The organism is Pantoea sp. BL1, from assembly GCF_000963985.1.
Classification (GTDB): Bacteria; Pseudomonadota; Gammaproteobacteria; order Enterobacterales; family Enterobacteriaceae; genus Pantoea; species Pantoea rwandensis_B.
Window position 1 is genome coordinate 13,453 of sequence record NZ_JZRH01000058.1, and the last position, 13,803, is coordinate 27,255.

The 13,803-nt window shown below is 56.6% G+C and carries 11 protein-coding genes; 2 read left to right on the top strand and 9 right to left on the bottom strand.

The window, feature by feature from the left end:
- Positions 1-32: 32 nt before the first annotated feature.
- The 7 genes from selB to fdnG all read right to left on the bottom strand — a co-directional run bounded on the left by selB (position 33) and on the right by fdnG (position 9,538).
- On the bottom strand, positions 33-1,883 hold the full coding sequence (gene selB / locus VH86_RS22205) for a selenocysteine-specific translation elongation factor (RefSeq protein WP_045834133.1): 1,851 nt from the start codon (positions 1,881-1,883) through the stop codon (positions 33-35).
- Positions 1,880-3,259 (bottom strand): L-seryl-tRNA(Sec) selenium transferase, encoded by a 1,380-nt coding sequence (selA, locus tag VH86_RS22210; RefSeq protein WP_045834134.1) that lies wholly within the window; start codon positions 3,257-3,259, stop codon positions 1,880-1,882. Before selA ends, selB begins: the two co-directional genes overlap by 4 nt.
- Positions 3,260-3,272: 13 nt before the next feature.
- A complete protein-coding gene (locus VH86_RS22215) occupies positions 3,273-3,884 on the bottom strand; it encodes a glutathione S-transferase (protein WP_034827706.1) in 612 nt (203 codons plus the stop codon).
- Between the two features lie 129 nt (positions 3,885-4,013).
- The gene (gene fdhE, locus VH86_RS22220) at positions 4,014-4,940 is read right to left on the bottom strand and encodes a formate dehydrogenase accessory protein FdhE (protein WP_045815042.1); all 927 of its coding nucleotides are present in this window, start codon (positions 4,938-4,940) and stop codon (positions 4,014-4,016) included.
- Entirely contained in the window at positions 4,940-5,581 is a 642-nt protein-coding gene (gene fdoI / locus VH86_RS22225) for a formate dehydrogenase cytochrome b556 subunit (RefSeq protein ID WP_045815103.1), read from the bottom strand. Before fdoI ends, fdhE begins: the two co-directional genes overlap by 1 nt.
- Positions 5,581-6,480 (bottom strand): formate dehydrogenase subunit beta, encoded by a 900-nt coding sequence (fdxH, locus tag VH86_RS22230; RefSeq protein ID WP_045815041.1) that lies wholly within the window; start codon positions 6,478-6,480, stop codon positions 5,581-5,583. Before fdxH ends, fdoI begins: the two co-directional genes overlap by 1 nt.
- 10 nt (positions 6,481-6,490) lie before the next feature.
- Complete coding sequence (gene fdnG / locus VH86_RS22235; RefSeq protein ID WP_082082879.1) at positions 6,491-9,538, bottom strand: formate dehydrogenase-N subunit alpha; 3,048 nt, start codon at positions 9,536-9,538, stop codon at positions 6,491-6,493.
- A 305-nt stretch (positions 9,539-9,843) separates the two neighbouring features.
- Between fdnG and fdhD the strand changes: the two genes are divergently transcribed.
- The gene (fdhD, locus tag VH86_RS22245; protein ID WP_231638497.1) at positions 9,844-10,626 is read left to right on the top strand and encodes a formate dehydrogenase accessory sulfurtransferase FdhD; all 783 of its coding nucleotides are present in this window, start codon (positions 9,844-9,846) and stop codon (positions 10,624-10,626) included.
- On the opposite strand, the gene VH86_RS22250 is transcribed toward fdhD, so the two are convergent.
- A complete protein-coding gene (locus VH86_RS22250; RefSeq protein ID WP_045834137.1) occupies positions 10,623-11,399 on the bottom strand; it encodes a DeoR/GlpR family DNA-binding transcription regulator in 777 nt (258 codons plus the stop codon). The two genes, fdhD and VH86_RS22250, sit on opposite strands and share 4 nt — an antisense overlap.
- 172 nt (positions 11,400-11,571) lie before the next feature.
- On the opposite strand from VH86_RS22250, the gene VH86_RS22255 reads away from it, so the two are divergent.
- On the top strand, positions 11,572-12,912 hold the full coding sequence (locus tag VH86_RS22255; protein WP_045815038.1) for an aspartate aminotransferase family protein: 1,341 nt from the start codon (positions 11,572-11,574) through the stop codon (positions 12,910-12,912).
- Positions 12,913-13,352: 440 nt separating this feature from the next.
- Here the strand turns inward: VH86_RS22255 and VH86_RS25960 are convergent.
- The coding region (locus tag VH86_RS25960; RefSeq protein WP_045834138.1) for a hypothetical protein at positions 13,353-13,803 on the bottom strand (451 nt) is incomplete at its 5' end.

A 13,803-nucleotide genomic window follows, 5' to 3' on the forward strand; every position in this document is an offset into this window, starting at 1 on the left:
TTACAGTGAGAACTGCGAAGCAACGCGAAGGATTAAGTGCGGGTGTCGAACAGGCGGGCGTCGCGCAACAGGTGATCGTTACCGCGACGGCGGGTGAAGCCGCTGCGGTCGAAGAATTCCAAAATCTGAACCGCGATTTTGCGTCCGGTGCCGAGCTGGTTGCGGAAATCGGCGGCGCTGGTGCTGCCACCGTTGGCGTCACGCTGGCGAATCAGATCGGCGAAGATCTGGATCTGGTCGCTGCGGTAGTAGCGATCGCGGACGATCGCCGTGATATGACCGAGGCGCGCGGCGGTGAGCAGCAGGCTGCGAATGGTTTCTTCATCTTGCTGGGTCGCCAGTGCAATGTCGCGTACCCATAGCGGCTGGTCGCTGAACAGTGGGCCGACCTGCTGCCACAGCGTTTCTTCCTGGGGATTGAAGCGCGGTTCGAAGTCAGGCAAATGCAGCCAGCCTTGGCGGTGCTGCAACTGGCCTTGTGAAAGCAGCCGATCGATCAGTGCGAGAACCTGTTCCGGCGGCTGGTGGGGAAGAGCCACGCGACGCAAGCGATCGCGACCAATGCCCGGCACTTCAGGGTGCTGCTGATGAAACGCGGTGAGCGCTGCCAGCAGTCGCTGCTGCCAGTCATTGGCCTGTTCTGCAGCCATGATGGCGCTGCCGAGCCGCACGGGCGCCACCTTGTCCAGCAGGTTGGTGAGTGCATCGTCACTCAGCTGGCGTGCCCAACTCAGCTCGGCCATGTCGACGGGTTGCTGTGCCAGGTGCGCCTGCAAACTCTCTTCATCGGCTTCCGCTGCCGCCAGCTGTTGCAGCCAGCCAAGATAATCAGGATGGCGCTTGCCGCGTTTCTTGCTGTTCAGCAGCAGCACCCGTCCGCCACCGAGCGTGAGCTGTGCATTGCTGTCGCGGATAATCAGCCGATCGTTTTCCGCCAGCCACAGCGGCTCGTTGAGCACCAGTTCCGCCAGTTCGCCCGCAATCAGGTTCAGTCGGCCAGTCACATGGCTGGCGGCATGGTGAAGATGGACTGGCTGCGAGGGATTTCTTAACGGCTGTAGCAGACGCAGCGCCACGATCAGTCGCAGGGTGCCCGAGGGCTGTGGTTGTGCCAGCAGCCAGTCACCGCGCGCAATCTGGTCTTTCTCCACATCGCCAACGATATTCAATGCGATGCGTTCTCCGGCCTGCGCACGTGTGACTGACTGATTCTGCGCATGCAGAGAACGCACGCGTACGGGTCGATTGAGGCTGCTGAGCCATAAGGTATCGCCCACGCTGACTTCACCCGAAAGGGCGGTGCCGGTGACCACTAATCCGCTGCCTTTGAGGGTAAATGCACGATCAATGGCGAGGCGAAAGCGGCGGTGAGTGTCGATAGACGGTGCGCATAGTTGACCCAAATGCTGGCGCAGCGCGTCGATGCCTTGCTGGGTGGTGCTACTGGTGACAAACTGCGGTACCGCCAGCCAGCCCAGTTGCTGCGTTAACTCCGCCACCTGGTGCTGCACTTCGGCGATGCGTACGGCGTCCACGCGATCTGCTTTGGTCAAGGCAACGCTGAGTGGAGGTTGTCCGGCCAGACTCAGTAGTTGCAAATGCTCACGTGTTTGCGGCATCACACCGTCATCGCACGCCACCACCAATAAAGCATGATGAATACCGCCGATGCCCGCCAGCATATTGGCGAGGAATTTCTCGTGTCCGGGCACATCGATAAAGCCCACAACGCGGCCATCCGGTTGCGGCCAGTAGGCGTAGCCGAGATCGATAGTCATGCCGCGCCGTTTCTCTTCAGGCAGGCGATCGGCATCGACACCGGTGAGCGCCTGTAGCAGCGCGGTTTTACCATGATCGACGTGTCCAGCGGTGGCGATAATCATGTGGTTAAGGTCCGTATCAGCGCCGCTTCATCTTCAAGGCAGCGCAAATCCAGCCACAGTCTTCCTTCCTGGATGCGGCCAATCACCGGTTGTGATAATGCACGCCAGCGTTGCGCCAGTGCATCCAGCGAGCTGCCGTGAGATTCACGTGGGCTAAACGTGATGGCAAAACTCGGTAAGCGCTCAACGGGTAATGAACCGCTGCCGATTTGCGACGAACAGGCGGCGATATTAAGGGAAAAATCAGCGCCATAAGCGTGTTCCAGCGCAGGCATCAGTCGTTCGGCCTGCTGCAAAATCTCGTGTGGCGATCGCGTCAACAAACGCAGCGTGGGCAGCGCTTCGCGCAAAGTTTCCGGTTGGCGGTAAAGCTGCAAGGTGGCTTCCAGCGCGGCCAGCGTCATCTTATCCACGCGTAAAGCACGCTTAAGCGGATGCTGTTGCAGCCGATCGATAAGCGCCTGTTTGCCGACGATAATCCCTGCTTGCGGACCGCCCAGCAGTTTATCGCCGGAAAAACTCACCAGATCCACACCGGCGGCAATCAGCTGTTGCGGCATCGGCTCGGCGGGCAAATGAAAAGCGGTCATGTCGATGAGCGAACCGCTGCCTAAATCAGTGATCACCGGCAGCTGATGTTGCGCCGCCAACGCCACCAGCTCGGCTTCCGCAACCGCATGAGTGAAGCCCTGAATCTGGTAGTTGCTGGTATGCACCTTCATCAACAAACCGGTGTTGTCGCTGATGCCAGCACGATAATCTTTCAGATGGGTGCGATTAGTGGTGCCGACTTCAACCAGCTGGCAGCCCGCCTGGCGCATCACATCAGGGATGCGGAACGCACCGCCGATTTCGACCAGCTCACCGCGTGAGACAATCACTTCGCGACCTGGCGCCAGTGCTGCCAGCATCAGCAACACGGCGGCGGCATTGTTGTTCACGATACAGGCCGCTTCAGCCCCCGTCAGTTCACACAGCAGCGCACTCACCGCACGATCGCGATGGCCACGTGACGCATCATCCAGCGCATATTCCAGCGTGACTGGCTGGCGCAAGCAGGCAGTGACTGCCTCAATCGCGCGCGCGCTTAACTGCGCACGGCCCAGGTTGGTGTGCAGCACGGTGCCAGTGAGATTGAACACCGGACGCAGCGCGCTTTGTTGCTGCTGTTGCGCGCGGCGCTGCGCTTCCTCTGGCCAGTTAAGATGCCAGCCGGGTAAAGTTTGATGCTGTTGAATATGCGTGCGTGCTTCTTGCTGCATGGCGCGCAGCTGACGGGTGGTAAACGCAGTGCCCGATTGCAGCAGCAGCGGCTGCATCGCGGGATCGCGCAGCAGGCTGTCGATAGCAGGCAGTTGTGAATACAGTGTTTTCATCGGGTGGCTTAGCTTAGCTGGAAGGCGGAACGGTGCGGGCAAAACTCTCCCGCGCAAACAACGTATCGGCCAGCTTGATCAAGGCCGGGCGGTTCACGCACCAGTTAGGCAGCACCCGACGGAAGTTGAGATAACCAATCATGCAGCCAGTGGCGATGTCGGCCAGATTGAGCGTACCGCTGTTCAGCAGTTCACCCTGAGCCGCTGCCGTTTCCAGCGCGTCCAACCCACGCAAAATTTTCTCGCGATTACGCATTAGCACTTCTTCGGATTGCTGATCGCCGGGGCGCATTTGTTCGCGCACAATCATCACGGCGGCATCGTTGATGCCATCGGCGAGCTTTTCCAGCTGACGTACCTGCAGAGCGAGCAGGGCGTCATCCGGCAACAGAGCAGGGGCGTCACCGCGTAGCTCAATGACCTGGGCGATAATCGAAGAATCAAACCAGGTGAGATGGTTATCGTCGACCAGTGCAGGTACTTTGCCCAGCGGGTTGTAGTGCGGCACGTGGCTGTCTTCCACCCAAGGCGACTGGTTAACAAATTCGAACACCAGGCCTTTTTCCAACAGGATCACCGAAATTTTGCGGACAAAAGGGCTGGTGTAGCTGCCAATCAGTTTCATCAGGCGTTTCCTTTGCGACAGTGATAGGTACACAAATTGTAGCGGCGCGATGTATCGCACGTTGTTGTATGGCTCAAAAACAGCGCGATAAATCGTGCCGCGACAGTTCGTAGGACAGCGGCAATTTGCTCAATCCCCAGGAAACATAAACGGATTCAGGCTGCTGCGCGCAAAGCCTTCCTGCTCCATACGCGCATCCAGCACCAGCGAGGCCAAATCATCGGCCACCGGTTCCACCGCTGGATCCTTCTCCTGATACAACATCTTCAGATAGGTGCCACAGTCACCACAGCTTTCGGCTTTCACCGCGGCTTTTTCGCTGTCGAGTGACCAGTAGTGCAGGTCGCGCGTTTGCTCGCAGTTGGAGCACTTACTGCGCACCACATACCATTCACTTTCACACAGATTACAGTGTAGATAACGCAGCCCCTGCTGGCCCACATCCATATGCACCACGCTGGTCACCGGCACGCTGGCGCACACCGGGCAGAATTGACGATGCTCGCCGTATTCTGCGCGGGCTTTGCCAGGGATTAGCGCTGCCATCTGCGCCCAATAGATCGAAAGCGCTGCCCAAATAAACGGGGCTTTATCGCTGCTGACCTGCGCAAAATCACCCTCCAGTAGCGCGCTGGCCAGGCCTTCCAGCTCGGAAGAGGAGGCTTTTTCCAGGTTCTCCAGCACCGCTAATGCCTGGCCGCTCATCTCGGGCTTCAGCTCGGCAATCAGCGAATGCAGCAGACGCTGCCAGTGGGCATCGCGGGGATAGGTGTGAATATCGAGCGGAGGTTTGCCCTGTTCGGCGCTTTCGGCCAAACGCTGGCGCAAATCGAGTTGCAGCGGATGATCGTACAGCACGATGTCTTGCGCCTGCGCGATCACTGCAGCAAAGCGCAGATAATCGCCCAGCGGATTCTTCGCTGCCAGCTCACGTAAACGCGCTGCACGGCGGCTGTACAGATTTTTCAGCCGAGGGAAAAGTAACGGCGGAACCTGTTCCGCCGTGTTTTTTTCGCCTTTCTCCAGCTGGTCCTGCGGGATAATGCGAATACTCATCAGGGACGTTTTTCCTGTTGTGTTTGGCGTTGGCGCTGCTCACGATACCAGCGTGGATGATGTTTCTTTGCCCACGCGGCCGGCACCCAGCCCTCAACCATGGCAGTAATGGTGCCTTTGACCCACAGGGCCGCATAAATGTGCACCATAATCACCACGATCAATGCCACAGCTGAGACCGAATGCACCACCAAAGCGGCGCGAATCAGCGGAATCGCAAAGGCCCCGGCGAAGTAAGGACGCCAGATAACAATTCCGCTCGCCAGCAGCAAGACTAAGCTGATGATAGCAGCCCAGAACACACACTTCTGCCCGAAGTTGTATTTGCCGGTATCACCCACCTCTTCATTGCGCACGATCTTATTGATGTTTTTCGCCCAGATCAGGTCTTCGCGATTGATCAGATTCTGTTTCCAGTAGCGCAAGAACATGATCAGAAAAGCGGCGAACATCACTACACCGACAAACGGATGCAGGATGCGCGCCAGTTGTGGCGTACCCAGCACGTGCATCAGCCAGTTAAAGGATGGGAAGAAGAAACCCAGCCCGCTCAGGGCTGCCAGAACAAAACAGAACGCCACAATCCAGTGATTGATGCGTTCCGGTGCGCTGTAGCGCACCAGACGATCGCGCTTTTTCATCATTCGCGCTCCTCTTTTTCGTGCAGGTTCTCGTCCTCATCCTCTTCCACCCGGTTCGGCCCGACGCCGACATAGTGGAATACCGAGGCAGCGAAGGTGGCGGCGAAACCGATCGCCGCCAGCGGTTTCCAGATGCCTTTCCAGAAAGTGACCGCCGGACTGATACTCGGGTTTTCCGGCAAACCGTGATACAGCTGCGGTTTGTTGGCATGGTGCAGCACATACATGACATGCGTGCCGCCGACGCCTTCCGGATCATACAAGCCCGCATTGTCATAGCCGCGCGTATTCAGCTCCGCCACGCGTTCTGCCGCCAGCGCCTGCATATCGGTTTTGCTACCGAAATGGATGGCGCCGGTCGGGCAGGTTTTCACACACGCCGGTTCCTGACCCACATTGACACGATCGACGCACAGCGTGCATTTATACACGCGGTTGTCGTCTTTATTCAGGCGCGGCACGTCGAACGGACAGCCGGCAATGCAGTAGCCGCAGCCAATGCACTGCTCGGACTGAAAATCGACGATGCCGTTGGCGTACTGAATAATCGCGCCTTCGGACGGACAGGCTTTCAGGCAGCCGGGATCGGCGCAGTGCATGCAGCCATCCTTGCGGATAAGCCACTCTAACTTGCCGTTCTCCTCCACTTCTGAGAAGCGCATCACCGTCCAGGATTTGGCGGTCAGATCCGCTGGGTTGTCATACACCCCAACGTTATGCCCAACCTCATCGCGGATGTCGTTCCACTCTGAACACGCCACCTGGCAGGCTTTGCAACCGATGCAGGTGGTCACGTCGATCAGCTTCGCCACCTCCTGCTGATGATTACGCGCCTGCGGGGCAGGCGTGAAACCATTGGTGGCGGAGCGGCGGATAATGTCTTGTGATTGATAAGCCATCTACGTTCTCCTACACCTTCTCAACGTTAACCAGGAACGCCTTGAACTCTGGCGTTTGCGTGTTGGCATCACCGACAAACGGCGTCAGGGTATTGGCGATAAAGCCTTTCTTCGCAATACCCTGATAGCCCCAGTGAATCGGAATGCCGACGGTATCGACAGTTTTGCCATCCACATCGAGTGGGCGCAGGCGTTTGGTGACCACCGCTTTGGCTTTGATATAACCGCGATTGGAGCTCACTTTCACCGTATCGCCCTGCACGATGCCCAGCTTGTTGGCCAGCTTCTCCCCAATCTCCACAAACTGCTCCGGCTGCGCGATGGCATTGAGCAACGCGTGTTTGGTCCAGTAGTGGAAATGCTCGGTGAGACGATACGTGGTGCCGACATACGGGAACTGCTCGGCTTTCCCCATCGCCGCCAGATCGTCTTTGAACACGCGTGCTGCCGGGTTCGAAATGACGTTCGGATGCAGTGGATTCGTGCCGAGTGGCGTTTCAAACGGCTCGTAATGTTCCGGGAACGGACCTTCGGCCATTTTATCGAGTGCGAACAGGCGGCCCATGCCTTCTGGCTGCATGATAAACGGCCCGACGTTGCTGCCCGGTGCGGCGGTGCTGTAGTCCGGAATATCCATGCCGCCCCATTTGCTGCCATCCCATTTGAGGATTTGCCGTTTCGGATCCCACGGGTTGCCCTGTGGATCGGCCGATGCACGGTTGTAGAGGATGCGGCGATTGAGCGGCCATGCCCAACTCCAGTTCAGCGTATTGCCCAATCCACTCGGATCGGTGTTATCACGCCGCGCCATCTGATTGCCATCTGGCGTCCAGCTGCCTGCAAATATCCAGCAGCCGCTGCTGGTGCTGCCGTCATCTTTCAACTGCGCAAAGCTGCTGAGCTGCTGGCCTTTTTTCACCAGCAACGTGCCTTTGTCATCGAACACATCCGCCAGCGCTTTGCCGTTGCTCTCCATCGCCACTTCTTCCGAAGCCGGGTTATCAGGCGTCTGGTAGTTCCATGTCATGTTCAGCACCTGCTCCGGCAAGGCACCGCCTTCGCTGGCGTACATTTTGCGCAGACGGCTGTAGATACCGGAGAGGATTTCACCGTCATTCAGCGCTTCGCCCGGCGCATCCTGACCTTTAAAGTGCCACTGCAGCCAGCGTCCGGAGTTGACGATGGAGCCATTCTCTTCGGCAAAGCAGGTGGAGGGCAGGCGGAACACTTCGGTCTGAATCTTCGCCGGATCAACATCGTTGAACTCGCCGTGGTTTTGCCAGAAGGTCGAGGTTTCGGTATTGAGCGGGTCGATGGTCACCAGGAATTCCAGTTTCGACAGCGAATCGATCACTTTGCGTTTGTTCGGGAACGACGCGACCGGGTTAAAGCCCTGGCATAAATAGCCGTTCACTTTCCCCTGCGACATCATCTCGAAGTACTGCAAAACGTCGTAGCCCTTGTCCCACTTCGGCAGCCAGTCGAAGCCCCAGCTATTCTCGGCCTGCGCTTTGTCGCCAAAGAAGGCTTTCATCATGCTGACAAAGAATTTCGGGTAGTTACCCCAGTAGTTCACCTGGCCGGGTAGCGTCGGTTTCGGCGTATTGGCCGCGAGATAGGTTTGCAGATCGGTCTGTTTCTCCGACGGCAACGTCATATAACCTGGCAAACTTTGCGACAGCAGGCCGAGATCGGTGAGCCCCTGAATATTGGAGTGTCCGCGCAGCGCATTGACGCCGCCCCCAGCCATGCCCATGTTGCCGAGCAACAGCTGGATCATCGCCATGGTGCGGATGTTTTGCGCACCGACCGAGTGTTGCGTCCAGCCCAGTGCATACAGGAATGAGGTGGTGCGATCGCGCGCGCTGGTTTCACCGATCAGCTCGCAGACGTGCAGGAAGTCGTCTTTTGGTGTGCCACAAATACGTGACACCATTTCTGGCGTGTAACGGCTAACGTGCTGTTTCAGCAGATTCCACACGCAGCGCGGGTGTTGCAGGCTGTCATCGCGTTTGGCAAAGCCGTCATCGCCCAGCTCGTAATTCCAGCTGGTTTTGTCATATTTGCGATTGGCTTCGTCGTAGCCGCTGAACAGGCCGTCATCAAAATGATAATCCTCGCGCACAATCAGGCTGGCGTTGGTGTACGCCTGCACATATTCATGCTGGATTTTGTCATTTTGCATCAGCCACAGCAGCACGCCCGACAGGAAAGCAATGTCGGTGCCGGAACGGATCGGCGTGTAAAAGTCTGCCACCGATGCCGTACGCGTGAAGCGCGGATCGATAACAATCAATTTGGCTTTGTTGTGAATCTTGGCTTCCATCGCCCAGCGGAATCCCACAGGATGCGCTTCAGCGGCGTTACCGCCCATCACAACGATCAGATTGGCATTACGGATGTCGACCCAGTGGTTGGTCATCGCACCGCGACCAAATGTTGGAGCAAGACTTGCTACCGTTGGTCCGTGTCAAACGCGTGCCTGGTTGTCGACCGCTAACATGCCGAGCGATCGGGTAAATTTCTGGGTTAAATAGCCGGTTTCATTGCTGGACGCGGAGGCGCACAGCATGCCTGATGAGAGCCAGCGGTTCACGGTAACGCCTGCAGCGTTTTGCGCGATAAAGTTGGCGTCGCGATCCGCTTTCAGCAGTTTAGCGATACGATTAAAGGCGTCATCCCAACTGATACGCTGCCATTTATCCGAACCTGGCGCGCGGTATTCGGGGTAGTGCAGACGGCTTTCACTGTGGACAAAATCCAGCAGGCCAGCGCCTTTCGGGCACAATGCCCCGCGGCTCACCGGATGGTCTGGATCGCCTTCAATGTGGAAAATGGTCTCTTTGGCGTTTTTCGCGCCGTCACCGAGGCTGTACATTAATAAGCCACAGCCCACTGAGCAGTAAGTGCAGGTGTTGCGGGTTTCGCGGGCACGCAGCAGCTTGTACTGTCGCGTTTCCGCCAGCGCCACCTCTGGCGTAAAGCCGAGGAGTGCTGCCGATGTCCCTGCCATACCGCCAGCACAGATTTTGAAGAATTTTCTTCGGCTGACGTTCATGAATAATCCTTGAGTCGACATTGCTACAATTTGCCTGCGTCATTCAAATGGTCGCTGCATGACCTTCACCCATTCGTTTCTGTCGCTTACGGGTGTAAGCTCCCGACTTGAAAGGGCTTGCTGCCTTGTCACCATCCGAATGACGGGCAAAAATTTTTTTGTGATGCGTTGGGCCGAGGTTCACAATGACCCAACTAACAGTGTGAGAATAGCAGCAGAATAATACCACTGCTTTAATATGGTTGTTGTCCGAGGCGAGCAAAGTGAAAGTCAAAGCACAGGAAAGTCATCAGAGTGTGATTGAGATCTCAGGCGCAGTGCAGGCGCAGGTGCGTCAGCGGCGTGATATCAGCACGTCTGAAACCGACTGGCTGGCACAAGAGGTGCCGATCGCGCTGGTGTATAACGGCATTTCCCATGTGGTGATGATGGCCACGCCCAACGATCTCGAGGCGTTTGCGCTCGGTTTCTCACTCTCAGAAGGCATTATTGAGAAGCCTGATGAGATCTTCGGCATGGATGTGGTGCCCGGCTGCAACGGTATCGAAGTGCAGATCGAACTCTCCAGCCGCCGCTTTATGGCACTGAAAGAGCAGCGTCGTGCCATGGCGGGGCGCACCGGCTGCGGCGTGTGCGGCGTGGAACAGCTCGACCAGATTGGAAAACCGCTGCAACCGCTGCCGTTTACCCAAACCTTCGATCTGGCGAACCTCGATAGCGGGCTGGCGCAACTGCGCAATTACCAACCCATCGGTAATCTCACCGGATGCACGCACGCGGCGGCATGGATGTCGCCGCAGGGGGAATTGCTCGGTGGCTGCGAAGACGTGGGCCGCCATGTGGCGCTGGATAAACTGCTGGGGCATCGCAGCCAGCAGCCGTGGCAACAAGGTGCTGTGTTAGTCTCCAGCCGCGCCAGTTATGAGATGGTGCAGAAATCAGCGATGTGCGGCGTAGAGATATTATTTGCGGTATCTGCTGCGACCCAACTTGCCGTTGAGGTCGCCGAGCGTTGTCATTTAACGCTGATAGGGTTTAGTAAACCGGGACGCGCTACGGTGTATAGCCATCCACAGCGCCTGATTTAAACCACCTGTACCTGTGGCAGCGCCTGTTGGAGCGCAGCTAATGCGCCGGGTTTGGTGGGGCCGCTGTCGCAAATCAGCAAATCCACGTCTCCAATCGGCGCATATACCGTGCGACTGATCACCCCCAGCTTGCTGTGATCCGCCAGTAAAAAGGTGCGCGAAGCCTGCTGCACCATGGCGCGGGCGATCGCCGCTTCGTGTGGATGGAAACTGCTGGCGCCATTTTTGGCATCAATGCCAACCGGTGACAGCAGGGCAACGTCGGCGCGATAGCGGTAAATCTCGCTGACCGTGATTTCACCGCGCGTCTGCTGTGCACCTGCCATCATCATTCCGCCCAGCAAAATCACCTGATTATTCAGCGTTTCATGTTCTTCGGCGGCGCTCAGCGCCAGCGCAGCCTGCAAACTGTTAGTGATAATGGTTAAGCCGGCCATGCTGCGCAGCTGCTCCGCCAGCATGGTGGTGGTGGTGCCGGCATCGAGAAACAGCGTTTGGCCCGGCTGCAAATGCTGCGCAGCCGCTATGGCAATCGAACGCTTCTCTTTTGCCTGGGCACTGCGGCGCACTTGCAGCGGTGCTTCCGGCTGGCTATCTACCGCCACTAAACCGCCATGCACCCGTCGGGCTAAACCCTGCGCTTCCAGCTCAATAATGTCTCGCCGTGCCGTTTCCCGCGAAATACCCAGCTCATTGATAATGCGCTCGGTGCTGACCTGATGCTGCGTGGTCAGCAGGGCTCGAATGCGGTGTAAGCGGGTTTCCTGCAGCATGACTTTTCCCTGTAGCGTAATAATCTGGGCCTAAGCTTACCTGAGTGTCATTACGGCGTCATGTGTATTTAGTTGTATTTGTGTATTTGGTTGCATTTCTCGTTAAAGCAGGCATGATGGTGACAACGGTCACACATCATGCACCCCTTTCACCTTCGCAACGGGAGTTACCATGGCTACACGTTCCACCATCATGGACACCAACAGTTTTCGTGCTGAGCACGCCGACGGTCTGGATGCAGCAACCCGCCAGCTGACGGACAAGCGCAGCAAAGTGTTGGGCGAGTCGTATCGCCTGTTTTATCGTAAGCCGGTGCATCTGGTGCGCGGTGAAGGGCAGTATCTGTGGGATGCCGCAGGTAATAAATATCTCGATGTGTACAACAACGTGGCCAGCATTGGCCACTGCCATCCGGCGGTGATCGAAGCGGTAAACCAGCAGATGAAGATGCTGAATACCCACACCCGCTATCTGCACGAACGCATTCTTGATTACACTGAAGAGCTGCTGGCAACCACGCCAGACGCTATCGACCGTGCCATGTATATGTGCACCGGATCAGAAGCTAACGATTTGGCCATTCGCGTGGCGCGTGCTTTCAGCGGCGGTACGGGCATCATCGTGTCGCAGGAAGCCTATCACGGCACCAGCGATCTCACCTCTGGCGTCTCTCCGGCACTGGGCAGCGGGCAGCCACTGGCGGCCACGACACGCCTGGTTTCGCCGCCGGATGCTTATCGTGTCAACACACCGGATCTCGGTGAATGGTTTGCCAACGAAATCCAGAAACAGATTGATGACATGAAGGCGCACGGCATTAAGTTTGCTGGCTTCCTCGCCGATTCAATCTTCTCTTCCGATGGTGTTTTGCCGAACCCTCGCGGTTTCCTGCAAAAAGCGGTGGATGTGGTGCACGCTAACGGCGGTATTTTCATTGCCGATGAAGTGCAGCCAGGCTTTGGTCGTACCGGTGATGCATTCTGGGGCTTTGCACGTCACGGCGTGGTGCCGGATGTGGTCACCACCGGTAAACCGATGGGTAACGGTATTCCGGTTTCCGGCCTGCTGGCGAAGAGTCATGTGCTGGCGGCGTTTAGTGACGATATCCCTTACTTCAATACCTTTGGCGGCAATCCGGTTGCCATGGCTGCGGCGCAGGCGGTCCTGACGGTGATTAAAGAAGAGGGCTTGCAAGAGCACAGCCGCGTGGTCGGAGCTAAACTGCTCGCCGAGTTGCAGAAGCTGATGGATCGCCATGAGAGCATTGGCGATGTGCGCGGAGCAGGGCTGTTTATCGGCTTTGAACTGGTGCAGGATCGGGAGAGCAAAACGCCGGATAAAGCGCTGGCGCTGGACCTTACCGAGAAGCTGCGCGATCACCATGTGCTGACGTCGGTGGCCGGGCCGTACGGCAACGTACTGAAGCTGCGTCCACCATTGGCTTTCCAGGAATCGGATATTGATTGGCTGGTGGGTGCGCTGGATAAGTCACTGACTGAGCTGGGTCGGTGACACACCGGTCGCCATCAAGCGGTAGCTGGATGGTGAGATGATTATCCAGGGCGGCATTATTGGCTTAAGGCTCGTCACTTAAGACCCTATTTGTAAAGGCTATCACTGGTAAAGTGACAGCCTTTATTTTTAGGGCGAGAGTGTCTGTGGGAGTTCCATTAAAAAAGGGCCATGATGAACATGAACCCTTGAGCGGTAGAGAATATCCAGCGGCAGCTCTTCCATTTCCGACGGAAGTTTCACCGCCACCGTTAGCCATTCCGCATTCGCCTGAAGGTTAAAAGTATAAACCGGGCGACTGGCGCACTCGCTTAGGGACAGCGTCGCCATCGGTCCCAGCAGCGTAATGTACTTTTATTAGGACGGTTCAACGTCTTCCTCCGCAACAAAATTAAAGCGTGCCAGGGAATGCTAACCGCCCGGTAGCTTCCGGGGATCACCTATTTAATTGAAAGCAACTTGTCATAATCCGGGTAGATATGAGGTATGGCTTCAACGCTTCCATCAGGATAAGTCGCCATTAAATTTCCCGGTCGAATAGCTGGTGGCATTAACACAACGACTTTATTGAGATGTATTTGCGGCTCAATATTAATGCTTTCCACAACGATTGTTTTAAATCTCCTCCTCCACCGTTCATATCCTGTATTACCAGCGAAAAGAGAAAGACCTATCGTATTATCAATATGGTTAACTACCATTGGGAAAAAATCAGTTTTCAGTTCAACTCGCTTTCCACTGAACGCTTTAGCCTTTCCGGTCCCGTAGCCATCACTGAGTCCGTAGTCCCCAAAATCAAAGATATAACTGGTATCGATAACCTTTTTTCCCTTCACCAGTGGAACATTATCCGCAATCCTGAAGCTCACCTTCAGCGAGTTCAGCTGCCAC

Coding starts and splice junctions, on each gene's coding strand:
- selB (WP_045834133.1), bottom strand. CDS start 1,883: ATGATTATCGCCACCGCTGGACACGTCGATCATGGTAAAACCGCGCTG.
- selA (WP_045834134.1), bottom strand. CDS start 3,259: ATGAAAACACTGTATTCACAACTGCCTGCTATCGACAGCCTGCTGCGC.
- VH86_RS22215 (WP_034827706.1), bottom strand. CDS start 3,884: ATGAAACTGATTGGCAGCTACACCAGCCCTTTTGTCCGCAAAATTTCG.
- fdhE (WP_045815042.1), bottom strand. CDS start 4,940: ATGAGTATTCGCATTATCCCGCAGGACCAGCTGGAGAAAGGCGAAAAA.
- fdoI (WP_045815103.1), bottom strand. CDS start 5,581: ATGAAAAAGCGCGATCGTCTGGTGCGCTACAGCGCACCGGAACGCATC.
- fdxH (WP_045815041.1), bottom strand. CDS start 6,480: ATGGCTTATCAATCACAAGACATTATCCGCCGCTCCGCCACCAATGGT.
- VH86_RS22250 (WP_045834137.1), bottom strand. CDS start 11,399: ATGCTGCAGGAAACCCGCTTACACCGCATTCGAGCCCTGCTGACCACG.
- VH86_RS22255 (WP_045815038.1), top strand. CDS start 11,572: ATGGCTACACGTTCCACCATCATGGACACCAACAGTTTTCGTGCTGAG.